Here is a 14,921-nt window from a genome sequence, read left to right as displayed (position 1 = left end):
GTGACCGAACCCGTAGTTGTAGAGGTGAAGACCGCAAGTCCTTACCCGGTTGTGATCGGGCGCGGTCTGCTCGGCGACATCGTCGCCGAGTTGGAGGGCACGCGGACCGTCGCGATTTTCCATCAGCCACCGCTCGCGGAAACCGCTGAGGCCGTGCGCGGCGCATTGGCGGAGAAGGGAATCGACGCGCATCGCATCGAGATCCCGGACGCCGAGGACGGCAAGGATCTGGCTGTGGCCGGCTTCTGCTGGGACGTGTTGGGACGTATCGGCCTGACCCGCAGCGACGCGATCATGAGCCTCGGCGGCGGCGCCGCGACAGACCTCACCGGTTTTGTGGCAGCAACATGGATGCGCGGCGTCAAGGTTGTGCACGTTCCGACCACATTGCTTGCGATGGTCGACGCGGCAGTGGGCGGCAAGACGGGCATCAACACCGAAGCCGGCAAGAACCTCGTCGGTGCGTTCCACGAACCGGGCGCGGTGTTCATCGATCTCGCGACTCTCGAGACGGTGCCGCATAACGAGATCGTCGCCGGTTTGGCAGAGGTCATCAAGACGGGCTTCATTTCCGACCCTGTCATCCTGGACCTGATCGAGGCAGACCCGAAGGCTGCGTTGGATCCGTCGGGAACTGTTCTGCCCGAACTGATTCGACGTTCCGTCGAGGTCAAGGCCAAGGTTGTCGCAGCCGATCTTCGCGAGTCGGATCTGCGCGAAATCCTCAATTACGGACACACTCTGGCGCACGCGATCGAGCGTCGTGAGCAGTACAAGTGGCGTCACGGCGCCGCAGTGTCGGTGGGCCTGGTGTTCGCCGCTGAACTGGGTCGCCTGGCCGGTCGCCTCGACGACGCGACGGCTGATCGCCACAAGTCGATCCTCGAATTGGTGGGCCTCCCGACGTCGTACGACGACGATGCCTTTTCTCAGTTGCTTGCCGGAATGCAGACCGACAAGAAGAACCGTGCCGGACTGCTGCGGTTCGTTGTTCTCGACGGCTTGGCCAAGCCCGGCAGGCTCGAAGGCCCGGATCCGTCGCTGCTGGTTGCGGCGTACTCGGCTATTGCCCGCCCGCCCAGGGCATCCGGCGGAACGGTTCGCCTGTGAAAATCAACGTCGTCAACGGACCGAATCTCGGCCGCCTCGGTAAGCGTCAGCCGGAGGTGTACGGCGCGACCACGCACGACGATCTGGTCGAACTGTGTGTCGCGACCGGTAAGGAATTGGGCGTCGAGGTGGTTGTTCGTCAGAGCGATCACGAAGGCGACCTGCTCGGCTGGATTCACGACGCGGCGGATGCCGGCGAACCGGTAATTCTCAACGCCGGCGGATTGACTCATACCTCGGTCGTATTGCGTGATGCGTGCGTCGAGCTCACCGCCGGTCTGGTCGAGGTTCACATCTCGAATGTCCATGCGCGCGAGGAGTTTCGGCACAATTCTCTCCTCAGTCCTATCGCGGCCGGCGTGATCGTCGGGTTGGGTGTTGCCGGATACCCACTGGCGATCAGGTTCCTGGCCGAGCGCGGCTGAAAATACGAGAACACGAAATACCTATCCACGACTGAGGGCTCCGAGGATGATTTCCTCGGAGCCCTCAGTCGTGGACGTTACTGTTCGCGCTTGCCCAGGTCGATGGCGGGAAAGACGGTTGTGTCGGCGTCGGATTCCTCGACCGTCATGGCGGCGCCGCTGTACGCGTGCTGGGTTGTGGGGGAGTCGTAGCCCTCGCTGACGGGGACAGGTTCATGGTGGCGCTCGTGCGACGGAGTTTGCGGGGCCGTGCCGTGCTTGCGCTGCTCACGGCTCGTGAAGAACCGGCCGACGGTAACGGCGACCATCGCGGGAACGAAGATGAGCAGAATCGTGAAGGCCGCACCGGCGGTGATTTCGAAGAACAGACCCTGTTGGGTCAGTTCGAGGGCCGGGACGAGGCTCAGGAGCCAGCTGGCTGCGCCGGCGACGAAGCCACCGACAACGGCGGCTTTGAGCCACAGCATCAGGAGGTCTGCACCGTCGTCCGGCTCGGGGAACTGGCGACGATCACGGATCCCGTCGATTCCGCCCCAGATCGCAGCAAGTGCGATGACGATGAACAGGGAGAGCCATCGCAGGGTGGAGCCCTGGAGTGGCCACTGAGCGATCGCCATACCGAGCAATGCGCGAAACACAACATGTATCAGGGCCATGCCGAGGCCACGTACTAACCACGCGTTCATACCTACAGCCTAACTAGAACAGATTCCACTTGTGGCCTAACCCACAATTATTGCTGTAACCGCGCGTTTCGGATTGAGAGGGAGACCGCGACGAGCGGGTAGGTTCGAGTCATGTCAGTTGATCATCGGTCCCGCCGCGATGCCCTCCGTACGCTTCTGGTTGAGCGCGAACTCGACGCGATTCTCGTCACAGACCTTCTGAACATCCGCTACCTCACGGGGTTCACCGGTTCGAACGCCGCGCTGGTGGTGAGCGCTCGAGATGCTGATGGCGACGAGGATGCGACAGTAATCTGCACGGACGGTCGTTATGTCACGCAAGTTGCCGAGCAGGTGCCGGATCTACGGGCCGAAATCGATCGTTCGAGCGCAGCACATCTGATCGGAACCTTCTCGGGCGACGTCCTGGCTTTCGAGGCGCACGTCGCGACGTTTGCCGAGCACCGATCCTGGACGGAGTCGGCGCCGTCCGTCCGGTTCGAACCGGTGAGCGGGCTTGTCGAGAAACTACGGATGGTCAAGGACGAGCACGAGATCGGATTGTTGCGTGCCGCGTGTGCGGCAGCCGATGATGCGTTGGCGCAGTTGATCACTCGCGGGGGACTGCGGCCGGGTCGCACCGAACGCGAGGTGGGCCGCGAACTGGAAAACCTCATGTTCGAGAACGGCGCCGACGGAATCTCCTTCGAGACGATCGTGGCAGCCGGATCGAACTCCGCGATTCCGCATCACCGACCCACCGGTGCGGTATTGGCGTCTGGCGACTTCGTGAAATTGGACTTCGGCGCCCAGGTCGGCGGGTATCACTCCGATATGACTCGCACCTACGTACTGGAGACTGTTTCCGATTGGCAACGGGACGTCTACGAACTGGTTGCCAAGTCCCAAGCGGCCGGCTGCGCGGCCCTGGTTCCCGGTGCAGAATGTGCCGCCGTCGACGCTGCGGCACGCTCGGTGATCGACGACGCAGGGTACGGCGAGTTGTTCCTGCACGGCCTCGGACACGGTGTGGGGCTGGAAATCCACGAAGCTCCCGGAATCGGGAAGCTCGGCACCGGTACACTTCTTTCCGGCGCGGCGGTGACCGTCGAGCCGGGCGTGTACTTCTCCGGGCGCGGAGGCGTACGGATCGAGGACACGCTCGTTGTTCGTGAGCAGGGGCCAGAGCTGCTCACACTGACCGCAAAAGACCTTACCGTCATCTGAGACGGTTTCCCGACCCCCTAGGAGACGCGAAGCAAGTGGCTTCCACCAGTGATTTCAAGAACGGTCTGGTTCTGCAGATCGAAGGCCAGCTGTGGACGATTATCGAGTTCCAGCATGTCAAGCCCGGCAAGGGCCCTGCCTTCGTGCGTACCAAGCTCAAGAACGTGCTCTCGGGCAAGGTAGTGGACAAGACGTTCAACGCCGGTGTGAAGGTCGAGACCGCCACGGTCGACCGCCGCGACATGACCTACCTGTACCACGACGGTAGCGACTACATCTTCATGGACGGCGACACCTACGACCAGATTCCGATCAGCGAAACCGTCGTCGGCGAGCAGTCGCGTTTCCTTCTCGAGAACATGGCCGTTCAGGTTGCGACTCACGAGGACGTCCCGCTTTTCGTCGAGCTCCCGGTCACGGTCGAGCTTGTCGTTCAGCACACCGATCCGGGCCTGCAGGGCGACCGCTCCACCGGTGGCACCAAGCCTGCCACCCTCGAGACCGGTGCCGAGATCAACGTGCCGCTGTTCATCAACACCGGTGACAAGCTCAAGGTCGATTCGCGTGACGGTAACTACCTCGGGCGTGTGAATTCCTAAAGTGTCCGGCACTCATAAGAAACTCGGTGCGCGCCACAAGGCGCGCAAGCGTGCTGTCGACTTCCTTTTCGAAGCCGAGGCACGTGACCTCGACCCGGTAGAACTGGCGTCGGAGCGTTCCGATCTGTCCGTCAAGGACGACGCAGTAGCTCCCGTTGCCCCGTACACGGTCACCTTGGTGTCCGGAGTTGCGGAGAACCTCGACCGGATCGATCAGGTCATCTCGTCGCACCTGCAGGACTGGACGCTCGAGCGTCTGCCCGCAGTCGACCGCGCGATTCTGCGTATTGCCGTGTGGGAGCTCTTCCACGCGACGGACGTCCCGCCGGTTGTTGCCGTGGACGAGGCCGTCGAATTGGCAAAGCAGTTGTCGACGGACGACTCGCCCGGATTCGTCAACGGAATCCTCGGCCAGGTTGTCCTCGTAGCTCCGCAGGTTCGTTCGGCCGCTGCGGCGACTTCGCAGCGCGCGCAGGACACCGATTCGGGTACCGAGTAGCTCTACCGTTCCGCGTATTTCAGTACTACCGCCCGCCGTGCGAGCTTAGGTTGTGTGTCTGCACACAACCCGTCATGACGACGGCTCGCGCGGCGGGTTTCAGGTCTGTCGGCTGATAGGGTGGGGAACCGTCAGACATCCTTTAACGATCCGTCCAGTGAGGCGGAGAAGGAGGTCGCTGTATGAGCGTGCCCGAAGGGTCTCGCCCATCCGATCTTGCAGGTCCAGATACAACGCAGGCCAGTGACGCCGAGACCCGCGAATTGCTGTCCGCCCAGGATGTGGGCCGGACCGTCGCGCGAATCGCGCACGAGATCATCGAGAAAACGGCACTCGACGGACCAGAAGGTACTGCGCCCCGCGTCGTCCTCATCGGTATTCCCACCAGGGGCACCACCATCGCGACACGTCTTCGCGACAAGATCGAAGAATTCTCCGGTGTGCGTACACCCATCGGATCTCTCGACATCACGCTCTACCGTGACGATCTCCGCACCAAGCCGCACCGCCCCCTCGAACGGACCTCCGTTCCCGAAGGTGGCGTCGACAACGCGTTGGTCGTACTCGTCGACGACGTCCTGTTCTCCGGCCGTACCGTCCGCTCCGCCTTGGACGCTCTTCGTGACCTGGGGCGCCCGCGTGCAGTGCAGCTTGCCGTACTGGTCGACCGCGGCCACCGCGAACTCCCGCTGCGCGCCGATTACGTCGGCAAGAACGTTCCCACCGCGAGGTCCGAGGACGTCAAGGTACTCCTTCAGGAACACGACGGCCGGGACGCTGTGGTCATTTCCGGAGGTAAGAGCGCGTGAAGCACCTTCTCTCCATCGCAGACCTCACCCGAGAGTCCGCGATCGAACTTCTCGACGAGGCCGAACGCTTCGAGCAGGCACTCCTGGGCCGTGAAGTTCACAAGCTCCCGACACTTCGTGGCCGCACAGTGATGACGGTGTTCTTCGAGAACTCCACCCGCACCCGGGTGTCCTTCGAGGTGGCCGGTAAGTGGATGAGCGCCGACGTCATCAACGTCAGTGCATCCAGCTCGTCGGTGTCGAAGGGTGAATCGCTGCGCGATACCGCGATGACACTGCGTGCTGCCGGCGCCGACGCTCTGATCGTTCGTCACCCCGCGTCGGGCGCAGCTCATCAGATCGCCCAGTGGACCGGCACCGCATCGGACGGTGGCCCCGCGGTCATCAACGCCGGCGACGGCACTCACGAACATCCCACGCAGGCGTTGCTCGACGCTCTGACCTTGCGTCAGCGTCTTGGCGACATCGAGGGCAAGCGGATCGCCATTGTCGGCGACATCCTGCACAGTCGTGTCGCGCGTTCGAACGCGTTGCTTCTGTCGATGCTCGGCGCCGAGGTTGTCCTCGTTGCCCCGCCGACGCTGCTGCCGATCGGCGCACACACGTGGCCGGTCACCGTCTCACATTCACTCGACGCGGAACTGCCCGGACTCGATGCAGTCCTGATGCTGCGGGTCCAGGCCGAACGCATGAACGGCGGATTCTTCCCGTCGCAGCGCGAGTATTCGATCAATTACGGCCTGTCCGAGAAGCGTCTCGGAATGCTGGCCGATCACGCGGTGGTCCTGCACCCCGGACCGATGCTGCGCGGCATGGAAATTGCCTCGGCCGTCGCAGATTCCCCCAAAGCTGCTGTGCTGCAGCAGGTTACCAATGGTGTGCACATGCGTATGGCTGTCTTGTTCCGGCTTCTGGTCGGTTCAGAGGACGGTGCGATGTGACAAGCAATCAGAACGGAGAATCACCGGTGAGTGTCCTGCTCCGCGGCGTACTGATCTACGGAGAAGGGGAAGCCGTCGACGTCCGTGTCGGCGACGGAGTCATTCTCGAGATCGGCGTGAACCTGGATCCGGCCACCGCATCCGAGGTGATCGACGGCAGTGGTCAGATCCTGCTTCCCGGATTTGTCGACCTGCACACGCATCTGCGTGAACCCGGTCGTGAAGACACGGAAACCATCGAAACAGGTTCTGCGGCAGCCGCTCTGGGTGGATACACCGCAGTCTTCGCGATGGCGAACACCAGCCCTGTCGCCGATTCCGTGGTCATCACCGATCACGTGTGGCGACGTGGCCAGGAAGTCGGCCTCGTCGACGTCCATCCCGTCGGAGCTGTCACTGTCGGCCTCGAAGGCAAGCAGCTCGCCGAGATGGCAACCATGGCCGCCGGTGTCGGCAAGGTCAAGATGTTCTCCGACGACGGTCATTGCGTCGACAACCCGCTGATCATGCGCCGCGCGCTCGAATACTCCAGCTCGCTGGGCGTTCTCATCGCGCAGCACGCCGAAGAGCCGCGTTTGACGGTCGGTGCAGTTGCACACGAGGGCCCGACGGCCGCTCGCCTCGGATTGGCCGGCTGGCCACGCGCCGCGGAAGAGTCCATCGTTGCCCGCGACGCACTCCTTGCCCGTGATGCCGGCGCCCGGGTCCACATCTGCCACGCGTCGACAGCGGGAACCGTCGAACTCGTCAAGTGGGCTCGCGGACAGGGTATTTCGATCACTGCCGAGGTCACCCCGCACCACCTGCTGCTCGACGATTCGCGTCTCGAGACGTACGACGCCATCAACAAGGTCAACCCGCCACTTCGTGAGGCCAGCGATGTTGCTGCCCTGCGCAAGGGCCTGGCCGAGGGCATCATCGACTGCGTGGCCACCGATCACGCTCCGCACGCCGAGCAGGACAAGTGCTGCGAGTTCGCCGCTGCGCGCCCCGGCATGCTCGGCCTCGAGACGGCGCTCTCGATCATCGTGCAAACGATGGTGGAGCCCGGACTGCTCGACTGGCGCGGCGTTGCTCGCGTCATGAGTGAGCGTCCCGCAGCGATTGTCGGCCTCGACGATCAGGGCCGCCCCATCGAGGTGGGGGAGCCGGCCAACCTGACGTTGATCGATCCCTCCGCAGAATGGACCGTGCACGGCAAGGCACTGGCGAGTGTCGCGAGTAACACTCCGTATGAGTCGATGACATTGCCTGCTCGGGTCACGACCACACTGTTACGTGGCCGCGTTACTGCACACGACGGATCGCCGCGGCTGCTGAGCAGCAAGGAGTAGGCGTCATGGAGATGGAAAGAGTTCTGTGGATTGTCGGTCTGGTGGTCTTCTGGGCCGCGATGATCGGTTTGATGTTCATCGGCTGGCGTGGCCGCGCCCGACGACAGAAAGACAAGATCGGCGAGCTGCCCACGGTGCCGGCGACGTTGGGTGAATTGCTGGTCATGCCGACCACCGGCTTGTACGTCGGTAGCACCATCGCGCCCAGCTGGCAGGACCGCATTGCGGTCGGAGATCTCGGATTCCGGGCGACCTGCGAGATCAGTCGCTACTCCAACGGCATCCTGGTCGAGCGTGACGGGGCGTCTGCTATCTGGATCCCCGAGAAGTCGATCCGCGCGATCCGCACCGAGAGCGGTCTCGCAGGCAAGGTCATGAGCAAGGACGGGGTCCTGGTCATCCGCTGGGAGTTGCCGAGCGGAACCGAGATCGACACGGGCGTGCGCGGCGACGACAAAATGGTGTACCCGGACTGGGTCAAGCCGGTTACTGCTTCGAACAAGACGAACAACAATGAAGACGCAAGCTCTGGCGACATCGAGCAGAACGGAAAGAACGCATGAGCGGCTTTGACAGCAGCCCCGCAGTACTGGTCCTCGAAGACGGACGGGTGTTCCGCGGAACCACCTTCGGCGCGGTTGGACAGACGCTGGGCGAAGCGGTGTTCAGCACCGGCATGACCGGCTACCAGGAAACGCTCACCGATCCCAGCTACCACCGCCAGATCGTGGTCTCCACTGCGCCGCAGATCGGCAACACCGGCTGGAACGACGAGGACGACGAGTCCGTCGGACCGACAGGGGACAGCGCAGGCGCGAAGATCTGGGTTGCCGGATACGTCGTTCGTGACCCCTCCCGGGTGACTTCGAGCTGGCGCGCGACGGGTTCGCTGCAGGCCAAGCTCGAAGAGCAGTCGATTGTCGGCATCGCCGGTATCGACACGCGCGCCCTGGTTCGCCACCTGCGTACTCGCGGTTCGATGAAGGCCGGAATCTTCTCCGGTGAGGCCATCGCCGCCGACGACGAGTTGGTCCGACGGGTTCAGGATCAGCCCACCATGCTCGGCGCCGATCTTGCCGGTGAGGTCAGCACCACCAGCGGCTACATCGTCGAGCCGAAGGGCGGCGAGGCGCTGTACACGGTTGCCGCCATCGACCTCGGTATCAAGACAAACACCCCGCGCATGTTCGCCGAGCGCGGCATTCGCGTCCACGTACTGCCGTCCAACGCGAGCCTCGAGCAGATCCTCGACCTCAAGGCCGACGGTGTGTTCCTCTCCAACGGCCCGGGCGACCCGGCCACCGCCGACGGCGCAGTGCACCTGACGAAAGAGGTCATCGGACAGGGCTTGCCGCTGTTCGGTATCTGCTTCGGCAACCAGATCCTGGGCCGCGCCCTCGGCTTGAGCACGTACAAGATGAAGTTCGGCCACCGCGGCATCAACATCCCGGTGATCGAGCATCAGACGGGTCGCATCGCGATCACCGCTCAGAACCACGGCTTCGCACTCGAAGGTGAAGCCGGCCAGGAATTCGACACCCCGTTCGGTCGCGCCGTGGTCAGCCACACCTGCGCCAACGACGGAGCCGTCGAAGGTGTTCGCCTGCTCGACGATTCGGCCTTCTCGGTGCAGTACCACCCGGAAGCCGCAGCCGGCCCGCACGACGCCGCGTATCTCTTCGACCGCTTCACCAGCCTGCTCTCCGCACGGAAAGAAACCGGAGTCAAGAACTAATGCCACGCCGTACAGATCTCAAGCACATCCTGGTAATCGGCTCCGGTCCGATCGTCATCGGTCAGGCCTGCGAGTTCGACTACTCGGGCACCCAGGCTTGCCGCGTCCTCCAGGAGGAGGGCCTGCGCGTCAGCCTGGTCAACTCCAACCCGGCCACCATCATGACGGACCCCGAGTTCGCCGACGCTACCTACGTCGAGCCGATCACGGCCGAGTTCCTCGAGAAGGTCATCGCCAAGGAAGCGTTGCAGGGCAACAAGATCGACGCCGTCCTCGCGACGCTCGGCGGTCAGACCGCTCTCAACGCCGCTGTGGCGCTGCACGAGCAGGGCATCCTCGAGAAGTACGACGTCGAGCTGATCGGTGCCGATTTCGACGCCATCCAGCGCGGCGAGGATCGCCAGAAGTTCAAGGACATCGTTGCCAAGGTCGGCGGCGAATCCGCGAAGTCGGCTGTTTGCTACACGATGGACGAAGTACACGCCACGGTTGCCGAACTCGGCTACCCGGTTGTCGTACGCCCTTCCTTCACCATGGGCGGCCTCGGTTCCGGTATGGCGTACAACGTCGACGATCTCAACCGGATCGCCGGCGGCGGTCTGGCTGCATCGCCGACCGCCAACGTCCTGATCGAGGAATCCATCCTCGGTTGGAAGGAATACGAACTCGAACTCATGCGTGACAGTCGCGACAACGTCGTGATCGTCTGCTCCATCGAGAACGTCGACCCGGTTGGTGTCCACACCGGCGACAGCGTCACGGTCGCCCCGGCGATGACGCTGACCGACCGCGAGTACCAGGCAATGCGCGACCTCTCCATCGACATCCTGCGTGAGGTGGGCGTCGACACCGGCGGCTGCAACATCCAGTTCGCGATGGACCCGGCCGACGGCCGCCTGGTTGTCATCGAGATGAACCCGCGCGTCTCCCGTTCGTCGGCACTGGCATCGAAAGCGACCGGGTACCCGATCGCGAAGATGGCCGCCAAGCTGGCCATCGGATACACGCTCGACGAGATCGTCAACGACATCACCAAGGAAACCCCGGCCTGCTTCGAGCCGACGCTCGACTACGTCGTCGTCAAGGCTCCTCGCTTTGCGTTCGAGAAGTTCCCCGGCGCCGACGGAACTCTGACCACCACGATGAAGTCGGTGGGTGAGGCAATGAGCATCGGCCGCAACTTCACCGAGGCATTCGGCAAGGTCATGCGCTCGCTCGAGACCAAGCGTGCGGGTTACTGGACGGGCCCCGAGGTTGAAACCGAGAGCCTCGAAGCTCTGCTTGCCGATATCAGCGTTCCGCAGGACGGCCGGATGTACGGCATCGAGAAGGCATTTGCCCTCGGCGCCACCATCGAGCAACTCTTCGACGCCACGAAAATCGACCCGTGGTTCCTCGATCAGTTCCAGCAGATCCACGAACTCGGCGAAAAGCTGCGCGTTGCAGAAACTTTCGATGAAATTGCGTTGCGTCAGGCCAAGTACCACGGTCTTTCGGATCGTCAGATCGCGGCCCTGCGCCCCGAACTCGGCGGCGAGGACGGCGTTCGCGCTCTGCGTGACGAGCTCGGTGTCCGCCCGGTCTACAAGACCGTCGACACGTGCGCCGCAGAGTTCGAAGCCAAGACGCCGTACCACTACTCGACGTACGAACTCGACCCCAACGCCGAGTCCGAGGTCGCCCCGCAGACCGAGCGTCCCAAGGTCCTGATCCTCGGATCAGGCCCCAACCGCATCGGTCAGGGCATCGAGTTCGACTACTCGTGTGTCCACGCTGCGCAGACTCTGTCCGAGGCCGGCTACGAGACCGTCATGGTCAACTGCAACCCTGAGACCGTCTCGACGGACTACGACACCGCTGATCGCCTGTACTTCGAGCCGCTTACGTTCGAGGACGTGTTCGAGGTCTACCGCGCTGAAGCACAGTCGGGCACCGTGGCCGGCGTCATCGTCCAGCTCGGTGGCCAGACCCCGCTCGGGTTGGCCAAGCGCCTCGAAGCTGCAGGCGTTCCCATCGTCGGAACCAGCCCCGCAGCCATCGACCTCGCCGAGGATCGCGGCGAGTTCGGTCGAGTGCTGACCGAAGCCGGTCTGCCCGCACCGAAGTTCGGTACAGCCACCACGTTCGACGGCGCCCGCGACATCGCGGCAGGCATCGGCTACCCGGTCCTGGTGCGTCCGTCGTACGTGCTCGGTGGACGCGGCATGGAGATCGTGTACGACGAGGCTTCACTCGCCAACTACATCTCCCGGGCCACGGAAATCTCCGACGACCGCCCCGTGCTGGTCGACCGATTCCTCGAAGATGCGGTCGAGATCGACGTCGACGCTCTGTGCGACGGCACCGAGGTGTACCTCGCGGGCGTCATGGAGCACATCGAGGAAGCCGGCATCCACTCCGGTGACTCGGCATGTGCGCTGCCGCCCATCACGCTGGGCCGTGCAGACCTCGAGAACGTTCGCCGCTCCACCGAGGCTCTGGCCAAGGGAATTGGCGTCAAGGGCCTACTCAACGTGCAGTACGCACTCAAGGACGACATCCTCTACGTCCTCGAGGCGAACCCGCGCGCCAGCCGCACCGTCCCGTTCGTCTCCAAGGCGACGGCTGTGCAGTTGGCCAAGGCCTGTGCTCGCGTCATGCTCGGCGAATCCATCGCCGAACTGCGGGTCAGCGGAATCCTGCCTGCAGAGGGTGACGGCGGAAACACCCCGGCCGGCGCACCGATCGCGGTCAAGGAAGCAGTACTGCCGTTCAACCGGTTCCGCCGCGCCGATGGAACCGGTGTCGACACCCTGCTGAGCCCGGAAATGAAGTCCACCGGCGAGGTCATGGGCATCGACTTCGACTTCGGCACTGCCTTCGCCAAGTCGCAGACCGCTGCCTACGGATCGCTGCCCACCGAAGGCGCCGTGTTCGTCTCGGTTGCCAACAAGGACAAGCGTTCGCTGATCTTCCCGGTCAAGCGTCTTGCGGACCTGGGCTTCACGATCCTCGCGACAGACGGAACCGCAGAGGTCTTGCGCCGCAACGGTATCGAGTGCACCAACGTGTACAAGCAGTCCGGTGAAGAGGTGCCTGAGGGTGCTGTGACCATCGTCGACCAGATCCGCAGCGGTGAGGTCGCCATGATCATCAACACCCCGTACGGCAACTCCGGCCCACGCGTCGACGGCTACGAGATCCGCAGTGCCGCTGTGGCGTCGAACATTCCGTGCATCACGACAGTGCAGGGCGCTTCGGCTGCCGTTCAGGGCATCGAAGCTGTTCTGCGCGGCGACATCGGCGTTCACTCCTTGCAGGAACTGCACGCCGGACTGCGTCAACCGTCCGCACAGTCGTGACCCTCAGTTGGGGTCAGCGCCTTCGGTCCGCGACTGCGGACCGGGGGCGGCTGTGTGTGGGCATCGACCCGCATCCAGCTCTTCTCGGCGCGTGGGGCTTGCCCCGCTCCGCTGACGGCTTGGCGAAGTTCGCGGACATCTGCGTCGAAGCGTTCACCGGTGAAGTTGCACTCGTGAAGCCGCAGGTTGCTTTTTTCGAGGCGTACGGCAGCGCAGGATTCGCCGTGCTCGAACGCACGATCGCGGCTCTTCGCGACGCCGGGACGCTCGTCGTGGCTGACGCCAAGCGCGGCGACATCGGTTCCACCATGGATGCGTATGCACAGGCGTGGCTCGGTGAATCGCCGCTGACCTCGGATTCGGTGACGGTGTCGCCGTACCTCGGGTTCGGCGCCTTGGCTCCGGCCTTGGACCTTGCCCGCGAGAACGCGCGCGGAATCTTCGTGCTCGCGCGCACGTCCAACCCCGAGGGCGGCGGATTGCAGCAATCCTCCGCCGGTGGTGTGTCGGTGGCGCAGTCGATTGTCGACGACGCCGTTGCCGCCAACGCAGACGGCCGTGACACCGTGGGACTGGTTGTAGGCGCTACTCGCGATCACGGCTTGGACCTGACCGACTTCAACGGTCCGATCCTGGCTCCGGGACTCGGCGCTCAAGGTGCGACGGCCGCCGATCTGGCCGAGATCTTTGCCGGTTCGACGGAGTTGCTCCTGCCGAACTCGTCGCGCGGTGTACTCAAGTACGGACCGTCTATCTCGGCGCTCCGCGAGGCAGCCATGCGTGATCGGGACGAGATCGAAGCAGCGTTGGCGAACTGATCCGTGAGCGATCACGACGTATCCGGTGGTGTCGGATCGCGGTGGTACCGTCCTGCGGTGAGTGGATTGGACGGATTGTGGACGCGTCGCTGGTGGCGCGTCGGGGTGCTTGTTGTGGTGTGTGGGTCGTTGGCCACCGCGTTTCAGGCTCTGACGGGTGTACACGGCGACGACCTCGCGGTGTACCGGACGGCCGGGCAGGCCGTCTTGGATGGGACAAACCTCTACGACGGCTCGTTCAACGCCCGATTGCCGTTCACGTATCCACCGTTTGCCGCCGTCGTTGCCGTCCCGGTGGCGATCGGCACCTGGGGTTTCATGCAGTGGACGTGGAGTTTCATCAGTCTTCTGATGCTGGCCGCGATCATCGTACTGAGCTACCGGGGAGTGCCGCTCACACGTAAGCGACCGCTGTCGGTGTATGTGGGATTCCTGATTCTGTGGACGATTGCGTCGCCGATTTCGGATCACCTCGGGTACGGGCAGGTTGGACTGTTTCTGACGTTCTTGTGCCTGATCGACGTCCTCGCGCGGCCGAAGTGGCTGCCCGAGGGCGTCTTGGTCGGCATAGCCGGAGCTGTCAAACTCGTGCCCATCGTCTACCTCGGCTACTACGTCATCACCGGGAAGTGGAAGGCCTTTGCGGGCGGCGTTGCGGGTTTTGCGGGAGCAACCGCCGTAGGTTTCGTGATACTGCCACGAGCGAGCCTCGACTATTTCGGTGACATCGCATCGCTGTCGGGACGCGTCGCCGTTGGAGACCCGGCGGTCTTCGGAAATCAGTCGCTTCGTGGAATGGCGCTGCGGGTGCTTCCCGACGCCATGGTGGGGCCTGTGTGGCTGGCTGCGTGTGTTGTTCTTGCCGGGCTGGGGATTCTTGCGACTCGGCGTGTACAGCGCTTACGCGGGGATCTGGCGGCGTTTACCGTGGTCGCGCTGCTTGCCGCTGTAGTGACACCTATCGCGTGGACCCATCATTTCGTGTGGCTGGTGCCAGCCGTTGGCGTGCTCTTGACGCCGCCGCGGGGGAGGAGCACGATTCCCGCCTGGTCGTGGGCCGCCGTTGCACTGACTGCAGCAGTGGTGCTGTTCCGGTTGCCGCGCGTCGGCGCAGACCTCGACGTCCCGGTTGTCGGCTTTGTCTTGGAGAATTCTTTACTCTGGGTTGCGTTTGCTGTCCTCGTAGCGTTGGTCGTACCGGGTGCGGACCGAAATGTCGGTGCCGACGCGAGCGCCGGCGATCCGAAATCTTCGCTTTCTGCGTGAGTTTCGCTCGCGACACGCGCAAACGCGTCGAATTGCGTCGAAAAATTTGACTGTGGCACCGGGCACGTTTGGTGGCGGTGCGGCCGACGCCTGGGGCAACCTTGGGTGCTATTCGGTAGATTTACCGAAAAGCCCTGTGTTACAATAGTTTT

General features: G+C 63.5%; 14 protein-coding genes. 13 read left to right on the top strand and 1 reads right to left on the bottom strand.

The annotated features are described in order from the left end of the window. Both aroB and aroQ read left to right on the top strand, forming a co-directional pair. Positions 1–1,110 carry a 3-dehydroquinate synthase gene (aroB, locus tag R4P64_RS17655; protein ID WP_033232166.1) on the top strand — a complete coding sequence of 370 codons (1,110 nt, stop codon included), beginning with the start codon at positions 1–3 and terminating at the stop codon, positions 1,108–1,110. Then, complete coding sequence (aroQ, locus tag R4P64_RS17650) at positions 1,107–1,535, top strand: type II 3-dehydroquinate dehydratase (RefSeq protein WP_033232165.1); 429 nt, start codon at positions 1,107–1,109, stop codon at positions 1,533–1,535. The genes aroB and aroQ overlap by 4 nt, the downstream gene beginning before the upstream one ends. Before the next feature lie 77 nt (positions 1,536–1,612). Here aroQ and R4P64_RS17645 read toward each other — a convergent pair whose 3' ends face one another. Beyond that, complete coding sequence (locus tag R4P64_RS17645; protein WP_033232164.1) at positions 1,613–2,221, bottom strand: B-4DMT family transporter; 609 nt, start codon at positions 2,219–2,221, stop codon at positions 1,613–1,615. A gap of 111 nt (positions 2,222–2,332) precedes the next feature. Between R4P64_RS17645 and R4P64_RS17640 the strand changes: the two genes are divergently transcribed. The 11 genes from R4P64_RS17640 (at position 2,333) to R4P64_RS17590 (ending at position 14,769) form a co-directional block, all read left to right on the top strand. Further along, entirely contained in the window at positions 2,333–3,427 is a 1,095-nt protein-coding gene (locus tag R4P64_RS17640; protein ID WP_033232163.1) for a M24 family metallopeptidase, read from the top strand. Positions 3,428–3,462: 35 nt separating this feature from the next. Continuing rightward, positions 3,463–4,026 carry an elongation factor P gene (efp, locus tag R4P64_RS17635; RefSeq protein WP_033232162.1) on the top strand — a complete coding sequence of 188 codons (564 nt, stop codon included), beginning with the start codon at positions 3,463–3,465 and terminating at the stop codon, positions 4,024–4,026. Position 4,027: 1 nt separating this feature from the next. Further along, positions 4,028–4,525: a transcription antitermination factor NusB gene (gene nusB / locus R4P64_RS17630; protein WP_045067672.1), complete on the top strand. Its 498-nt coding sequence runs from the start codon at positions 4,028–4,030 to the stop codon at positions 4,523–4,525. Positions 4,526–4,707: 182 nt separating this feature from the next. After that, positions 4,708–5,334 carry a bifunctional pyr operon transcriptional regulator/uracil phosphoribosyltransferase PyrR gene (pyrR, locus tag R4P64_RS17625; protein ID WP_033232160.1) on the top strand — a complete coding sequence of 209 codons (627 nt, stop codon included), beginning with the start codon at positions 4,708–4,710 and terminating at the stop codon, positions 5,332–5,334. Continuing rightward, a complete protein-coding gene (locus R4P64_RS17620; RefSeq protein ID WP_317540370.1) occupies positions 5,331–6,275 on the top strand; it encodes an aspartate carbamoyltransferase catalytic subunit in 945 nt (314 codons plus the stop codon). Before pyrR ends, R4P64_RS17620 begins: the two co-directional genes overlap by 4 nt. Beyond that, a complete protein-coding gene (locus tag R4P64_RS17615) occupies positions 6,272–7,609 on the top strand; it encodes a dihydroorotase (RefSeq protein WP_033232158.1) in 1,338 nt (445 codons plus the stop codon). The genes R4P64_RS17620 and R4P64_RS17615 overlap by 4 nt, the downstream gene beginning before the upstream one ends. An 11-nt stretch (positions 7,610–7,620) precedes the next feature. After that, positions 7,621–8,172, top strand: a complete 552-nt coding sequence (locus R4P64_RS17610; RefSeq protein ID WP_033232258.1) for a hypothetical protein — start codon at positions 7,621–7,623, stop codon at positions 8,170–8,172. Continuing rightward, on the top strand, positions 8,169–9,344 hold the full coding sequence (gene carA, locus R4P64_RS17605) for a glutamine-hydrolyzing carbamoyl-phosphate synthase small subunit (protein ID WP_033232157.1): 1,176 nt from the start codon (positions 8,169–8,171) through the stop codon (positions 9,342–9,344). The genes R4P64_RS17610 and carA overlap by 4 nt, the downstream gene beginning before the upstream one ends. Beyond that, a complete protein-coding gene (gene carB, locus R4P64_RS17600; RefSeq protein WP_033232156.1) occupies positions 9,344–12,685 on the top strand; it encodes a carbamoyl-phosphate synthase large subunit in 3,342 nt (1,113 codons plus the stop codon). The genes carA and carB overlap by 1 nt, the downstream gene beginning before the upstream one ends. Beyond that, a complete protein-coding gene (gene pyrF / locus R4P64_RS17595; protein ID WP_317821969.1) occupies positions 12,682–13,503 on the top strand; it encodes an orotidine-5'-phosphate decarboxylase in 822 nt (273 codons plus the stop codon). The genes carB and pyrF overlap by 4 nt, the downstream gene beginning before the upstream one ends. A 57-nt stretch (positions 13,504–13,560) precedes the next feature. Continuing rightward, complete coding sequence (locus R4P64_RS17590; protein WP_317821967.1) at positions 13,561–14,769, top strand: glycosyltransferase 87 family protein; 1,209 nt, start codon at positions 13,561–13,563, stop codon at positions 14,767–14,769. The last annotated feature ends 152 nt before the right edge of the window (positions 14,770–14,921 follow it).

Source organism: Rhodococcus sp. IEGM 1366 (genome assembly GCF_033142425.1).
Lineage (GTDB): Bacteria > Actinomycetota > Actinomycetes > Mycobacteriales > Mycobacteriaceae > Rhodococcus_F > Rhodococcus_F globerula.
This window is presented reverse-complemented; position numbering and strand designations above follow the sequence as displayed.